At 70.9% G+C, this 14225-nt stretch carries 13 protein-coding genes, 1 pseudogene and 1 riboswitch; of the genes and pseudogenes, 4 read left to right on the forward strand and 10 right to left on the reverse strand.

Going from position 1 to position 14225, the window contains the following annotated elements:
• The 6 genes from OEY_RS0106920 to OEY_RS0106950 form a co-directional block, all read right to left on the reverse strand.
• The coding region (locus tag OEY_RS0106920) for a FecCD family ABC transporter permease (RefSeq protein ID WP_010593164.1) at positions 1–847 on the reverse strand (847 nt) is incomplete at its 3' end.
• Positions 844–1803, reverse strand: coding sequence for an ABC transporter substrate-binding protein (locus OEY_RS0106930; protein ID WP_407041014.1), 960 nt, complete (start codon positions 1801–1803; stop codon positions 844–846). The genes OEY_RS0106930 and OEY_RS0106920, both read right to left, overlap by 4 nt.
• An 85-nt stretch (positions 1804–1888) precedes the next feature.
• Positions 1889–2031, reverse strand: a riboswitch (cobalamin riboswitch).
• A 39-nt stretch (positions 2032–2070) separates the two neighbouring features.
• Positions 2071–3021 carry a DUF808 domain-containing protein gene (locus tag OEY_RS0106935; protein ID WP_026137749.1) on the reverse strand — a complete coding sequence of 317 codons (951 nt, stop codon included), beginning with the start codon at positions 3019–3021 and terminating at the stop codon, positions 2071–2073.
• Between the two features lie 238 nt (positions 3022–3259).
• Entirely contained in the window at positions 3260–4483 is a 1224-nt protein-coding gene (locus OEY_RS0106940) for an O-succinylhomoserine sulfhydrylase (protein WP_010593167.1), read from the reverse strand.
• Positions 4480–4890 (reverse strand): rhodanese-like domain-containing protein, encoded by a 411-nt coding sequence (locus tag OEY_RS0106945; protein WP_010593168.1) that lies wholly within the window; start codon positions 4888–4890, stop codon positions 4480–4482. Before OEY_RS0106945 ends, OEY_RS0106940 begins: the two co-directional genes overlap by 4 nt.
• A 62-nt stretch (positions 4891–4952) precedes the next feature.
• A complete protein-coding gene (locus tag OEY_RS0106950; RefSeq protein WP_010593169.1) occupies positions 4953–5381 on the reverse strand; it encodes an Rv0361 family membrane protein in 429 nt (142 codons plus the stop codon).
• Between the two features lie 294 nt (positions 5382–5675).
• Between OEY_RS0106950 and OEY_RS0106955 the strand changes: the two genes are divergently transcribed.
• Positions 5676–7061, forward strand: coding sequence for an FAD-dependent oxidoreductase (locus OEY_RS0106955; RefSeq protein ID WP_010593170.1), 1386 nt, complete (start codon positions 5676–5678; stop codon positions 7059–7061).
• A gap of 91 nt (positions 7062–7152) precedes the next feature.
• Here the strand turns inward: OEY_RS0106955 and OEY_RS0106960 are convergent, their stop codons facing one another.
• Both OEY_RS0106960 and purT read right to left on the reverse strand, forming a co-directional pair.
• Positions 7153–7635 (reverse strand): DUF456 domain-containing protein, encoded by a 483-nt coding sequence (locus OEY_RS0106960; RefSeq protein ID WP_010593171.1) that lies wholly within the window; start codon positions 7633–7635, stop codon positions 7153–7155.
• The gene (gene purT, locus OEY_RS0106965; protein WP_010593172.1) at positions 7632–8837 is read right to left on the reverse strand and encodes a formate-dependent phosphoribosylglycinamide formyltransferase; all 1206 of its coding nucleotides are present in this window, start codon (positions 8835–8837) and stop codon (positions 7632–7634) included. Before purT ends, OEY_RS0106960 begins: the two co-directional genes overlap by 4 nt.
• A 43-nt stretch (positions 8838–8880) precedes the next feature.
• Between purT and OEY_RS0106970 the strand changes: the two genes are divergently transcribed.
• On the forward strand, positions 8881–11520 hold the full coding sequence (locus OEY_RS0106970; RefSeq protein ID WP_010593173.1) for a vitamin B12-dependent ribonucleotide reductase: 2640 nt from the start codon (positions 8881–8883) through the stop codon (positions 11518–11520).
• 27 nt (positions 11521–11547) lie between these two features.
• Here the strand turns inward: OEY_RS0106970 and OEY_RS0106975 are convergent, their stop codons facing one another.
• Positions 11548–11928: a VOC family protein gene (locus OEY_RS0106975; protein ID WP_010593174.1), complete on the reverse strand. Its 381-nt coding sequence runs from the start codon at positions 11926–11928 to the stop codon at positions 11548–11550.
• A gap of 85 nt (positions 11929–12013) precedes the next feature.
• On the opposite strand from OEY_RS0106975, the gene OEY_RS0106980 reads away from it, so the two are divergent.
• Both OEY_RS0106980 and OEY_RS0106985 read left to right on the forward strand, forming a co-directional pair.
• The gene (locus OEY_RS0106980) at positions 12014–12394 is read left to right on the forward strand and encodes a nuclear transport factor 2 family protein (RefSeq protein WP_006945477.1); all 381 of its coding nucleotides are present in this window, start codon (positions 12014–12016) and stop codon (positions 12392–12394) included.
• Positions 12395–12483: 89 nt separating this feature from the next.
• On the forward strand, positions 12484–13581 hold the full coding sequence (locus tag OEY_RS0106985; protein ID WP_010593175.1) for a CaiB/BaiF CoA transferase family protein: 1098 nt from the start codon (positions 12484–12486) through the stop codon (positions 13579–13581).
• A gap of 70 nt (positions 13582–13651) precedes the next feature.
• Here the strand turns inward: OEY_RS0106985 and OEY_RS0106990 are convergent.
• Positions 13652–14225 (reverse strand): annotated as a pseudogene (locus tag OEY_RS0106990) (serine/threonine-protein kinase); the annotation flags it as partial.

Below are 14225 nucleotides of genomic sequence, written 5' to 3' on the forward strand. Positions count from 1 at the left end.
CGACGATCAGCCGGATCGCGTGCGGCACCACGATTCCGACGAAGCCGATGAGCCCGCTGGCGCCGACCACGGCGGCGGTGCCGAGGGTCGCCACGCACACCAGGATCAGCCGGACCCGCGCCGGGTTCACCCCGAGGCTCGCGGCCTCCACGTCGCCCACCGCCATCACGTCGAGCATCCGGCGGTGCAGCAGGATGACCGCCGCGGACACCACGACGTACGGCAGGACCACGACCACGTCGGACCAGCCGTCGGTGCTGAGGCGGCCGAGCAGCCACGTGTACACCTGCCGCAGGGTGTCGTCGTAGAGCTGCTGGACGAACGTCTGCGCCGCGTTGGCGAAGGCCGCCACCGCGACGCCGGCCAGGATGATCACCACCTCCGAGCGCATCCCGCCGACACTGCGCCCGAGCGCGTACGTGGCGGCGACGGCGACGAGGCCGCCGGCGAACGCGGCGACCGGCACCCCGACGGACGCGAGCACTCCGCCGAGGGCGATCGCGAGCGTCGCGCCCAGGCCGGCGCCGCTCGACACCCCGAGCAGGTAGGGGTCGGCCAGCGGGTTGCGGAACACCCCCTGGTAGGTGGCGCCGGCGATGGCGAGCATCGCGCCGACCAGCGCACCGAGCGCCACCCGCGGCATGCGGATGTTCCACAGGATGGCCTGCTGCCGGGTCGTCAGCCCGGAGTCGACGTCGACGAAGGGCAGGGCGTCGATCAGTTCCAGGAACACGCCGCGCACGGTCAGTCCGGCGGGGCCGACGAGCACCCCGACGTGCAGCACGATCACCAGGACGAGGGCTGCCGCGCCGAGCACCAGGGCCGGATGGCGCGCGGCGCGGGTCACCGGGTGGGCTGGGCGGCGGGTTCGGCGGCAGCCACGATCGCCCCGAGGTTCCGCACGAGGTCCACGACCCGCGGTCCCCAGCGGCTGGCGACGTCCTCGTCGAGCACGTGGATCTGTCCGGACCGGACGGCCGTCAGCTCACCCCAGCCGGCGCGGGCGGCCACGGTTTCCGGGGTGACGCCGCAGCACTGCCCGTCGGCGAGGAAGATCAGGTCGGGGTCGGCGTCGAGGACGTACTCGGCGGACAGCTGCGGGTAGGCGTCGGCACCGGCGGCGTCGCCGATGGAACGCAGGCCGAGCATTTCGTAGATGCCCCCGACGAAGGTGTCGCCGGTGACGCTGTAGTAGGTGTCGTCGAGCTCGTGGTAGTAGGTCAGCGGAGCCGGGCGCGGGGGCAACCCGGCGACGACCTCGTCGATGTCGCTGCGCATCGAGGCGACGAGTTCGCCCGCGTCACCGACGTGCCCGGTGGCGGCGCCGAGCCGCTCGATCTGCGTGTACGCCTCGTCGAGAGTGGTGGCGGCCGGCAACAGGAGCGTGGGGACGCCGGCGGCCTCGAGGCCGGAGACGAGGTCGCCCACGTCGTCCATGGCCACCACGAGATCCGGTTCGTAGCCGAGCACGGCCTCGACGTTCGGTGAGTATCCGGACAGGGCGGTGACGGGCACCCCGGCGGGAAAGTCGGACTGGTCGTCGACCGCGACGACCTGGTCGCCGGCGCCGACGGCGTAGAGCATCTCGGTGGCGGTGGGACTGAGGGAGACGATCGAATCCGGGGCCGCATCGAGGGTGATCGCTCCGTCGCCGGAGCTCACGGTGACGGGGAAGCTCCCGTCCCCGGAGGGCGCGGAGGCCGGTTCGGAGCCGCCGCTCGAGGCGCACGATGCGACGAACAGGGCGAACGCGGCGAGTCCGGCGGCGAACAGCCGGCGGGCCGGCACAGTGGGGGCAGGCACAACCATCCTCCGTGAGGCGGAGGACGAAAACAGCACGGCTGCAACGATCACCGTTGCGGCACGACACCGTCCTTCGTCCGAGGACCAGTACGTGGCCGCCGCGCCGGCCGACCTGACTCGTCCGGCAGCGCGCTGCCGGCCTCACAGTTGCGGGACAGTGCCGGATTACACCGGACTTCACCGATACGCTGCGGCACCCCACCCGGAAGCGGGGTCACCGCAGCGTATCGCAGGGCTCCGGGCCCGGGGACGGCAGCCCGGGGTCCGTCAGTGCGCCGCCTCGCGCTTCTTCCGTTTCGGAATCAGGTGCGCGATCAGCACGATGATCGCGCCCACGACGAGCCCGACGAGCGCGGACACCACGGTCCCCGCGGTCCAGGACAGCACACCGCCGAAGCCGCCCTGGACGAGATCGCCGAACCAGTGTTCGAGATCGTGCAGGCGATCGGCCGGCCAGTGGAATCCGGCCTCGCCGACGTTGACGAGCAGGATGTGGCCACCGACCCACAGCATCGCGGCGATCCCGACCACGGTGAGCACCGTCATCACCTTCGGCATCGCGGCCACGAGTCCCCGGCCGACCCGTCGGCTGAACGACGACCGGCGGCCGGCGAGCGACAGGCCCACGTCGTCCATCTTCACGATCAGCGCGACCGCGCCGTACACCAGCGCGGTGATGAGGATCGCGACGACGACGAGCACCGCCAGCCGGGTGAGGAACGGTTCGTCCTCGACCGACGACAGGGAGATCACCATGATCTCGGCCGAGAGGATGAGGTCGGTGCGGATCGCGCCACCGACCATCGCCTTCTCGAACTCGGGGCCGCTCTGCGCCGCCGTCGTGTCGTCGTCGTGGTGACCGCCGGTGAGCGCTTCGTAGACCTTCTCGGCTCCCTCGAAGCACAGGAACAGGCCACCGGCGATCAACAGGTAGGGCAGCGCCTGCGGTAGGAACTGGCTCAGCAGCATCGCCACCGGCAGGATGATCAGGAGCTTGTTGCGGATCGACCCGATCGCGATCTTGCGGATGATCGGCAGTTCCCGGTCCGGGGTGAACCCGTGCACGTAGCGCGGGGTGACTGCGGTGTCGTCGACGACGACACCTGCCGCCTTGACGCCGGCCTTGCCGGCCGCGGCGCCGATGTCGTCGATGGACGCCGCTGCCGCTTTCGTCAGTGCCGCGACGTCGTCCAGCAGGGCGACGAGACCACCAGCCACGGGAACCTCCCACAGTTCGGCTGAGCAGAGCCGATCGAACGACACGCAGTTGCGGGTCGACTCTGTAACTTACCGAAGCGCGCACGAACTTACCGAAGCGCGCACGACCGCGGGGTCGGGTCTCCGGCGGTGCCCGGTGCGGCCGGTGTCGTCGCCCCGGCAGTTCCGGGCGGTGGATCGGGGCCCCGCCACGTCGACGGGGCCTCGATGCGGCTGCGGCCTTCGACCTCGCCGCCGGCTACCGCAGCGCCTGCTCGAAGTCCTCGAGCAGATCCTCCGGATCCTCGAGCCCCACCGACAGCCGCACCACGCCGTCGGACAGGCCGATCGCCGCCCGGCCGTCCGGCCCCATCGCCCGGTGCGTCGTCGTCGCCGGATGGGTGATCAGCGACTTGGCGTCGCCGAGGTTGTTGGAGATGTCGACGATGCGCAGCCCGTCGAGCAGCTCGAACGCGCGCTTCTTGCCGGCGCCTTCCGGGGCGTCCAGTTCGAAGGTGACGACCGTTCCGCCGCCGCTCATCTGGGACCGGGCCAGGTCGTACTGGGGGTGCGACTCGAGGAACGGGTACTTGACCCACCGGATCGCGGCGTGGTCCTGGAGGAACCGGGCGATCCGCTCGGCCGACTCCACCGAGTGCCGGATCCGCACCGCCATCGTCTCGAGGCCCTTGAGCAGGGTGTGGGCGTTGAACGGGCTCAGCGCCGGGCCGGTGTGGCGGATGAGGTGCTGGACCGGGCCGTCGATGTAGTCCTGCGGGCCGAGGATCGCCCCGCCGAGCACGCGACCCTGACCGTCGATGTGCTTGGTGCCCGAATACACGACGATGTCGGCGCCGAGATCGAGGCTGCGCTGCAGCAGGGGCGTGGCGAAGACGTTGTCGAGCACCACCTTGGCGCCGGCGGCGTGGGCCATTTCGGAGACCCGGCGCACGTCGACGAGGGTCTGCATCGGGTTGGACGGAGTCTCGAAGAAGACCGCCGTCGTGGGCACGGACAGGGCCTGCTCCCACTGGTCGAGGTCTTCACCGTCGACGAACACGGTCTCGACGCCCCAGCGCGGCAGGATCTCGTTGCACACCACGAAGCAGGAGCCGAACAGGCTGCGGGCCGCGACCAGCCGGTCGCCCTTGCCGAGCAGCGCCGCGAGGGCGGTGAAGACCGCCGACATGCCCGAGGCGGTGGCGTAGCAGCCCTCGGCGCCTTCGAGCAGCCGCAACCGCTCCTCGAACATCTTCACCGTCGGGTTGCCGTACCGGGAGTAGACGAAGTGGTCCACCTCGCCGGTGAACGCCTGCTCCGCGGCCTCGGCCGATTCGTAGACGAAGCCGGAATTGAGGTAGATCGCCTCGGAGGTCTCCTCGAATCCGGACCGCATGGTGCCGCCGCGCACGCCGAGCGTGGCGGGACGCACCGATGCCGGCAGCGGCCGCTCGAACGCGCCGCCCCTGGGAATTGTGCTCACGACTGCCTCCACGGCAGGCCCGCGGCCCGCCAGCCCTCGGCGCCGCGATGCCTCTCGGCATCGAGGCCGCCTTCGAATCCTTCGAGGATGTTGTACGACGGGGCCAGGCCCGCGGCGGTGGCCGCCTCCGCGGCGGCGATGGAACGCTGTCCCGAGCGACACAGGAACACGATCGGCCCGCCGGTCACGCCGGCGTCCTTCAGCTGGTCGACGAAGTGCTCGTTGCGGGCGCCGTTCGGGTAGCGCACCCACTCGACGAAGAGGGCGCGACGCCCGATGGAGGACGTCTCGGGAACCCCCACGTATTTCCATTCGGCGTCGGTACGCACATCGACGAGCACGGCGTCCGGGTTCTCGCGCAGCAGCTCCCAGGCTTGCTGCGGCGTCATATCACCTGCGTAGCTCACCGCACCAGCTTTTCACAGCTCACGGCGAGCCGACCAGGCGGGCGGGTGGTGCCGGCCGCCGGTCAGAACGTGCAGATCCGCCAGACGTCGTCGATCCGGACGAACTGCCACGTGCTGGTCTGCTCGCCGCCGGCGGACCGGGCACGCACGTCGGCGGTGGCCCGGTCGTCGTCCGTCTCGACGTTCTCGACGGCCTCGAGCTGCACCTCGCCGTCGACGCCGGCCCAGGGGGCCCGGTCGGCCGCGAGCCGGTCGCAGCGCAGCCGGTCCTGCGCGACGCGGTCGCCGGCGTTGTGGGCGCGGACGTAGTCGTCGACCGTCCGCACGACGAGTTCGGTGCCGGTGGCGCTGCGGTCCGACGGCGACACCAGCTGGGCGACGAACACCCCGACGACGAGCACCACGATGATCGCGAGTGCCGCGAGGAACGGCGTCGCGCTGCTGCGGTCCGTTTCGTCCGGGTCGGGCTCGGGTGCGCGTTCGGCTGCCATGGGGTGATCCTAGGCGGCACCGGCACGGCCCCACGCGGGCGCATTTGCCCCGATAAACCCTCTCGAGGTAGGAATTGGCCATGGCCTCTACGCACCTCGTTCGACGTCTCGCCGTCGACCTGTGTCGAGTGAGCGCCCACATGTGTTGTCGCTGAAGCGAATTCTCGTCACGCCCGGTTCGTCGCGCAGTTCTTGCCGCTCCCGCGTGCCCCCTGGCAGCCACCCCTGCCGACTCCCTTCCTCATTTAAGCTGAATCACGTCCGTCCGCACACCGAAGAGGTAGTTGACCCCTGATGACCGATCAGACTCGTCCCCTTCGCGTCGCGATCGTCGGTGCCGGCCCCGCCGGTATCTACGCCGCCGATGCGCTCATGAAGTCCGACACCGAGGTCAGCATCGACCTGTTCGAGCGGATGCCCGCGCCGTTCGGTCTCATCCGCTACGGCGTGGCGCCGGACCATCCCCGCATCAAGGGCATCATCACCGCCCTGCACAAGGTGCTCGACAAGCCCCAGGTCCGGCTGCTCGGCAACCTCGACTACGGCACCGACATCACCCTCGACGACCTGCGTCGCTTCTACGACGCGGTGATCTTCTCCACCGGCGCCAACGCCGACCGGGCCCTGAACATCCCGGGCATCGACCTCGACGGCAGCTACGGCGCCGCCGACTTCGTCTCCTGGTACGACGGCCACCCCGACGTGCCGCGCAGCTGGCCGCTCGAGGCCGAGAAGGTCGCCGTGCTCGGCGTCGGCAACGTCGCCCTCGACATCGCGCGCGTCCTCGCCAAGACCGGCGACGAGCTGCTGCCGACGGAGATCCCCGCCAACGTCTACGAGGGCCTGAAGAACAACAAGGCCGTCGAGGTGCACGTGTTCGGCCGCCGCGGTCCCGCTCAGGCCAAGTTCACGCCGCTCGAGCTGCGTGAACTCGATCACTCGCCGACCATCGAGGTCATCGTCGATCCCGAGGACATCGACTACGACGAGGGCTCGGAGGCCGCGCGCCGCAATTCCAAGCAGGTCGACATGGTCGCCAACACCCTGCAGGACTGGGCCATCCGCGACGTGGGCGACCGCCCGCACAAGCTGTTCCTGCACTTCTTCGAGTCCCCGGCCGAGATCCTCGGCGAGGACGGCAAGGTCGTGGGCCTGCGCACCGAGCGCACCGAGCTCGACGGCACCGGCAACGTCCGCGGCACCGGCCGCTTCCGCGACTGGGATGTCCAGGCCGTGTACCGGGCGGTCGGCTACCTGTCGCAGAACATCGCCAAGCTGCCGTTCGACGAGCAGGCCGGCACCGTGCCCAACGAGGCCGGACGCGTCGTCGCCGACGAGTCCGCCGAGGGTCCCGCGCGTTTCCTGCCCGCCACGTACGTCACCGGCTGGATCAAGCGCGGTCCCGTCGGACTGATCGGCCACACCAAGGGCGACGCGAACGAGACCGTCGCGAACCTGCTCGCCGACCGGGCCCACGGCCTGCTGAACACCCCCGAGGATCCGTCCGAGGACGCGATCGTCGCCTTCCTCGAGGACAAGCAGCTGCCCTACACCACCTGGCAGGGCTGGTACCGGCTCGACGCGCACGAGCGCAGCCTCGGCGAGGCCGAGGGCCGCGAGCGCGTCAAGGTCGTCGAGCGTGAGGACATGTTCCGCGCGTCCGAGCCGCACAAGGCCTGACACCCCGACCCCTGGTGGCCGAATGTCACATCGCGTCGATTCGATCGACCGGATGTGACATTCGGCCACAGTCGTACCGGGGCACCTCCGGTCAGGTGAACAGCACCGCGCCGAGCCACACGCCGGCGGCGACGAGGCCACCGAGCAGTTCGACGAGGATCGACAGCGCCACCGCCTTGGTCGCGTGCACGGTCGACACCCACGCGTCACGGTGGGTGCGGTGCCGCTGCACCTCGGACAGGTAGGTGCCGAGCAGGAACCCGAGCAGCAGCCCGATCACGGGAACGACGAAGAACCCGACGATGCCGAGCAGACCGCCGGCGACGATCGACCGCGTCGGCACCCCGGCCCGTCGCATCCGGCCGCCCGGCCAGGTGTACTTCACGATGCCGGTCACCAGCAGGGCCGTCGTCGCGACGGCGAACACCGTCCACGCGACGGTGCCGCCGGTGAGCCACGCCCACACCGCGATCGCCCCGAAGATCAACAGGGTGCCCGGCAGGATCGGCACGACGATGCCGACGAGTCCGACGAGGACGGCCAGACCGACGAGCACCTCCGCCCCGGCGGTCACGGTGCGACCGCCCGCACGCGTGCGGCCGCCTCGACCGCGCGGGCCCGCGCGGTCTCGACGTCGGGACCGGTGGACACCGCCACCCCCATGCGACGCCGGACGAACGACTCGGGCTTGCCGAACAGCCGCAGGTCGGTGTCGGGCACCGACAGCGCGTCGGCGACGCCCTCGAAGACGACGCCGGCGGCCTCGAGGCCGCCGTAGATCACCGCGGACGCCCCGGGCGCGAGGAGTGCGGTGTCGACGGGCAGGCCCAGGATCGCGCGGGCGTGCAGCTCGAACTCGGAGTACCGCTGCGAGCGCAGCGTCACCAGGCCGGTGTCGTGCGGGCGGGGGCTCACCTCGGAGAAGTACACGTCGTCGCCCGCGACGAACAGTTCCACCCCGAAGACGCCGCGGCCGCCGAGCGCGCCGGTCACCGTCGCCGCGATCTCCCGGGACCGGGCCAGGGCCCGCTCGCTCATCGGCTGGGGCTGCCAGGACTCGACGTAGTCGCCGGCGCGCTGCAGGTGCCCGATCGGTTCGCAGAAGTACGTCTCGACCTGCCCCGACGGTCCGACGGCGCGGACGGTGAGCTGGGTGATCTCGTACTCGAAGTCGACGAATCCCTCGACGATGACCCGGCCGAGGTCGACGCGCCCGCCGGCGAGCGCGTAGTCCCAGGCGGCGGGGATCTCGTCGGGTGCGCGGACCGTGGACTGGCCCTTGCCGGACGAGGACATCACGGGCTTGATCACGCACGGGAACCCGACCTCGGCCGCGGCGGCGCGGACCTCGTCGAGGGATTCGGCGAAGCGGTACGGGGAGGTGGGCAACCCGAGTTCCTCCGCGGCGAGGCGCCGGATGCCCTCCCGGTTCATGGTCAGCCGGGTGGCCCGCGCGGTCGGGATGACCTCGGCGAGACCGCGTTCCTCGACGACGGCGAGCGCGTCGGTGGCGATCGCCTCGATCTCGGGCACGACCAGGTGGGGTTGCTCGGCTTCGACGAGTGCGAGCAGGGCTTGCGGGTCGTTCATGTCGACGGTGTGCGCGCGGTGCGCCACCTGGTGCCCGGGCGCGTTCGGGTACCGGTCCACCGCGATGACCTCGACACCGAGCCGCTGCAGCGCGATGACCACCTCCTTGCCCAGCTCACCCGCACCGAGGAGCATGACGCGCAGGGCGCCGGGAGTCAGCGGGGTACCGATTCGTGGTGAGACCATGGGGGGACTATATGTGCCCCTCAGGTCGCACCCGGAGGTCGCGATGGACGTCGCCGAACCGAATCTCGAGTCGGACACCGGACGGTTCTTCACCACGGCCGGGATCGATCCCGCCGACGAGATGGACTGGCAGCGGCGCGACGCCCGCATCGTCCACCACGGCACCGGCGCGGTGGTGTTCGAACAGCGCGACGTCGAGTTCCCCGCCGCCTGGTCGCAGAACGCGACCGACATCGTCGCGCAGAAGTACTTCCGCGGCGCTCCGGGCACCGCCGCCCGGGAACGGTCGCTGCGCGACGTCGTCGCGCGCATCGTGGACACGATCACCGCGTGGGGCGCGGCCGACGGCCACCTCGACGACCCGGAGGCGTTCGCCGCCGAGCTGACCTACCTGGTCCTGACGCAGCGGGCGTCGTTCAACAGCCCCGTGTGGTTCAACATCGGGGTGCCCGACACTCCGCAGCAGGCCAGCGCGTGCTTCATCCTGTCGGTCGAGGACAGCATCGATTCGATCCTCGAGTGGTACCGGCAGGAGGCGGTGATCTTCAAGGGCGGGTCGGGCGCGGGGGCGAATCTGTCGCGCATCCGGTCGTCGGCCGAGCCGCTGGCCGGTGGGGGCACCGCGTCGGGCCCGGTGAGTTTCATGCGCGGCGCCGACGCCTCGGCGGGCACCATCAAGTCCGGCGGCAAGACGCGCCGGGCCGCGAAGATGGTGATCCTCGACGTCGGCCATCCCGACGTCGAGGAGTTCGTCGACTGCAAGGCGATCGAGGAACGCAAGGCGCGGGTGCTCGCGAAGGCCGGGTTCGACATGGGGCTCGACGGTCGCGACATCCATTCGGTGCAGTACCAGAACGCCAACAACTCGGTGCGGGTGAGCGACGAGTTCATGCAGGCCGTCGCGGACGGCGCCGAGTGGCCGCTGCGCGCGGTCACCACCGGTGCGACGGTGCGCACGGTGCCCGCCCGCGACCTGTTCCACCGGATCGCCGCCGCCGCCTGGGAGTGTGCCGATCCGGGGTTGCAGTTCGACACCACCGTCAACCGCTGGCACACCGCGGCCGCGACGGGCCGGATCAACGGATCGAATCCGTGTTCGGAGTACATGCACCTGGACGACTCGGCGTGCAACCTGGCGAGCCTGAACCTGCTGGCGTTCCTGCGCGACGACGGCACGTTCGACGTCGCCGGGTTCCGGCACGCCGTCGCGGTGGTGCTGACCGGCCAGGAGATCCTCGTGAGCCGCGCCGACTACCCCACCGACCGCATCGCGGAGACGTCGCGGCGGTTCCGGCAGCTCGGCCTCGGCTACGCCAATCTCGGTGCGCTGCTGATGGCGCTGGGGCTGCCCTACGACAGTGACGCCGGCCGGGCCTACGCCGCGGCCCTGACGGCCCTGATGACCGGGCACGCGTACGCGGTCTCGGCGCGGATGGCTCGTCGGCTCGGGCCGTTCGAGGGATTCGCCGAGAACCGGGAGCACACCCTCGCGGTGCTGGCTCGTCATCGCGGCGCCGTCGACGACATCGACGAACAACTCGCGCCCGCCGGCATTCTCGCCGCGGCGCGGGAGGACTGGGACGCGGCGTGCGCGCTCGCCCAGGCACACGGGGTCCGCAACAGCCAGGTGACGGTCCTCGCGCCGACCGGCACGATCGGCCTCGCCATGGACTGCGACACCACCGGTATCGAACCCGATCTGGCGCTGGTGAAGACGAAGAAGCTGGTCGGCGGCGGGACGCTGTCCATCGTCAATCGCACGGTGCCGCGGGCCCTGTCCCGGCTCGGCTATCCCCCGGATCGGGTGGCCGAGCTGCTCACGCACATCGACACGCACCGCACGGTCGTCGGCGCGCCGCAGTTGCGGGCCGAGCATCTGCCGGTGTTCGCAACCTCCATGGGCGACAACGTGATCGCACCGCGCGGACACGTACTGATGATGGCCGCGGTGCAACCCTTCCTCTCGGGCGCGATCTCGAAGACCGTGAACCTGCCGGAGGCGGCGACCGTGGCCGACATCGAGGAGTTGTTCCTCGACGCGTGGCGGCTCGGACTCAAGGCGATCGCGGTGTATCGCGACAACTGCAAACTGGGACAACCACTGTCGGCCACGGCCGCGCCGCGCGCGACGACGGTGCCCCGGCCGCGGCGGGAACGGCTGCCCCGGTTGCGCCGGTCGCGCACCTTCGAGTTCCGCGTCGCGGACTGCAAGGGCTTCGTCACCGTGGGCCAGTACGACGACGGCCGTCCGGGCGAGATGTTCCTGCGGGTGGCAAAGCAGGGCTCGACCCTGGCCGGGATCATGGACGCGTTCTCGATGGCGGTGAGTTACGGCCTGCAGTACGGGGTTCCGTTGCGCACGTTCGTCAACGCGTTCACGAGCACCCGATTCGAGCCGGCGGGCATCACCGACGATCCGGACCTGCGGATCGCGACGTCGATCCTGGACTACATCTTCCGGCGCCTGGCGGTGGAGTACCTCGACGCGGACGAGCGGGCCGAACTCGGCATCCGCACCGGCGCCGAACGCAGCGAGCCCGCCGCCGAGGTCGTCGTGGACACGCGCCAGGGACGCGCCCGCGGCAGCGACGCGCCGTACTGCATGCAGTGCGGGGTGCAGATGCAGCGTTCCGGCTCCTGCCACGCGTGTCCGTCGTGCGGAAACACCAGCGGGTGCAGCTGACGAGGCGGCGACCCCGCCCGGGTGTGCCTAGCCGGCGACCTCCATCAGCGACAGGACGTTGCCGTGCGGGTCGCGGAACCATGCGACCCGCATGCCCTCGGGCGAGGTCCACGCGTCGTGGTCGTCCTGGTCCATTCCGTTGTAGCGGACGAACTCGACACCCTTGGCCCGCAGGGCGTCGACGGTCGCGTCCAGGTTCGGCACCCGCCACCCCAGCGCGGTGTAGCCGGTGTCGGAGCGGGACTGCACCAACGTCACCCGGACCGGTGCGCCACCGCCACCGTCGAGAATCAGCGTGAAATGGTCCCGGGACAGCTTCTCGAAACCGAGCGTGTCGACGTAGAACATCTCCGAGATGTCGAGGTCGGTACTGGGCAGGAAGCTCACGAGCTGACCGCTGATCGTCATGGGCTCCACTGTGCGCCTCGCCTCGCGGCCAGGCAAGGACGCGACAATCCGAGCGTGGCGGGCCCGGAGTACTAGCATCTGCGACATGAGCACCTCCGAGATCGCGACCGTCCTGGCCTGGCACGACGCCGTCAACTCCAACGACATCGAGACCCTGCTGGCGCTGTCGAGCGACGACATCGTGCTGCCCACCGGCGACGACGACGAGGACCAGGGCCTCGACGAGTTGCGCGAGTGGGCGACGACGGCGGGCGTGACGTTCCGGCCGGGCCGGATGTTCGTGCACGAGGGCATCGTCGTCGTCGAGGAGACCGCGACGTGGGCGGCCGATCCGGAGCACCCGCGTAGTGAAGCGATCGCGTTCCGCGTGGTGGGCGACCACGTGGTCTCGGTGTACCGGCACGACACGCTCGAGGAGGCGTTCGAGGCCACTCGCCTCAACGAGGGTGATCTGTACGAGGGATAGGGCACGCCGTGACCCTCGGCACACCCTAACGATCGCTAAGGTAGCCTCCTCGGGGAATGGTCCCAACGCACCCGAGTGAGGTTCGACGAGTGTCCGCTGAAGCTGTTGAGAAGAAGGGTCCGCTCGCGGGTATCCGCGTCGTCGAGTTCGCGGGTCTCGGTCCCGGCCCGCACGCCGCGACACTGCTCGCCGACCTCGGCGCCGACGTCGTCTGCGTGCAGCGTCCGGGTCTGATTCCGCCCGCCGGGCACCGCGACCAGATCCAGCGCGGCCGCCGCGTCGTCGAGGCCGACCTCAAGGATCCCGAGCAGGTCGAGAAGGTGCTCGGGCTGATCGAACGCGCCGACGTGCTCATCGAGGGCTTCCGCCCGGGGGTCACCGAGCGCATGGGCCTCGGCCCGGACGTCGCGCTGGCCCGCAATCCGCGCCTGGTGTACGGCCGGATGACCGGATGGGGGCAGGAGGGGCCGCTCGCCCACGCCGCCGGGCACGACATCAACTACATCTCGCTGACCGGTGTGCTGCACGCCGTCGGACGCAAGGGTGAGCGGCCGGTGCCGCCGCTGAACATGGTCGGTGACTTCGGCGGCGGCTCGATGTTCCTGATCTTCGGCATCCTCTCCGCCCTCGTCGAACGCCAGAGTTCCGGCAAGGGACAGGTCGTCGACGCCGCGATGGTCGACGGCGCGCTCGCGCTCTCGCACATGATGTGGGCGTTCCGCGGCCGCGGCGTGTGGTCGGACGAGCGCGGCGTGAACCTTCTCGACACCGGCGCCCCGTTCTACGACGTGTACGAGACCGCCGACGGCAGGTACATGGCGGTGGGCTCGATCGAGCCGCAGTTCTACGCGCTGCTGCTGCAGGGTCTCGAGCTCGACCCGGCCGAGCTGCCGCAGCAGCTCGACACGTCGGCGTGGCCGCAGATGAAGAAGCTGTTCACGGAGAAGTTCCTGTCCAAGACTCGCGACGAGTGGGCCGCGATCTTCGACGGCACCGACGCGTGCGTCTCCCCCGTGCTCACGTTCGGCGAGGCCCCGGCCAACCCGCACATCGCGGCCCGCGGCTCGCTGATCGAGCTCGACGGCGTCACCCAGCACGCCCCGGCGCCCCGCTTCTCCCGCACCCCGGCCGGCGCCCCCACCCCCCCGGCCGGCGAGGCCACCGACATCGACTCCGTCTGGCGCTAGGCAGCGAAGCTGCCGGTGTGTCCTTTGGGCGGCCAGGGCCGCCCAAAGGACACACCGGCGCCGCAGGCGCCTACAGGAGATGCACGGCGCCCGTGTCCACGGCCTCGTGCAGGAACGCCGGGGACACGTCCGGGCGGCCGGCGCGGCCCCTGCCTGCGGTGAGCTCGTCCGCGAGGCGGCGCGCGACGTCGAGTACGAGCGGGCCGCCGTCGGGCAGGAACCGGTGCAGGCCCGCTCGTTCGCATCGCGCGGCGACGGAGGCCAGCAGGGTCACCGCCTCCTCGTGCCGTCCGGCCGCGGCCAGGCACGCCACCTCGAGTCGCTCCGCGCGCAACAGCCTCCGCTCCCGGCGGCTGCCGCGCAGCAGCTGCACCCACTCGCCGGCCCACCGGCACGCCAGTTCGGTGTTCTCCGGTGTGGGGTCGGCCAGCAGCAACCGGATGGCCGTGGTCTCCTCGAACTGCGCTGTCCAGGCCGCCGTGCCGTGGTCCGGTCGCGGACGCGTGCCGTAGGACACCGGTGGCGGCGGCGCCACCCCCGGCAACGGCCCGAGCCCGAGCCGGACCCGTTCGTTCTCCACGACAGCCGCCAGCCGCTCCAGGTCCATGACGGCGGCCGCGCGGCCGCCGTCCGCCCGGCGCGGC

The organism is Rhodococcus sp. P14 (assembly GCF_000256505.1).
GTDB lineage: Bacteria > Actinomycetota > Actinomycetes > Mycobacteriales > Mycobacteriaceae > Rhodococcus > Rhodococcus ruber.

Coding starts and splice junctions, on each gene's coding strand:
- purT (WP_010593172.1), bottom strand. CDS start 8,837: ATGGTCTCACCACGAATCGGTACCCCGCTGACTCCCGGCGCCCTGCGC.
- OEY_RS0106950 (WP_010593169.1), bottom strand. CDS start 5,381: ATGGCAGCCGAACGCGCACCCGAGCCCGACCCGGACGAAACGGACCGC.
- OEY_RS0106955 (WP_010593170.1), top strand. CDS start 5,676: ATGACCGATCAGACTCGTCCCCTTCGCGTCGCGATCGTCGGTGCCGGC.
- OEY_RS0106970 (WP_010593173.1), top strand. CDS start 8,881: ATGGACGTCGCCGAACCGAATCTCGAGTCGGACACCGGACGGTTCTTC.
- OEY_RS0106975 (WP_010593174.1), bottom strand. CDS start 11,928: ATGACGATCAGCGGTCAGCTCGTGAGCTTCCTGCCCAGTACCGACCTC.
- OEY_RS0106980 (WP_006945477.1), top strand. CDS start 12,014: ATGAGCACCTCCGAGATCGCGACCGTCCTGGCCTGGCACGACGCCGTC.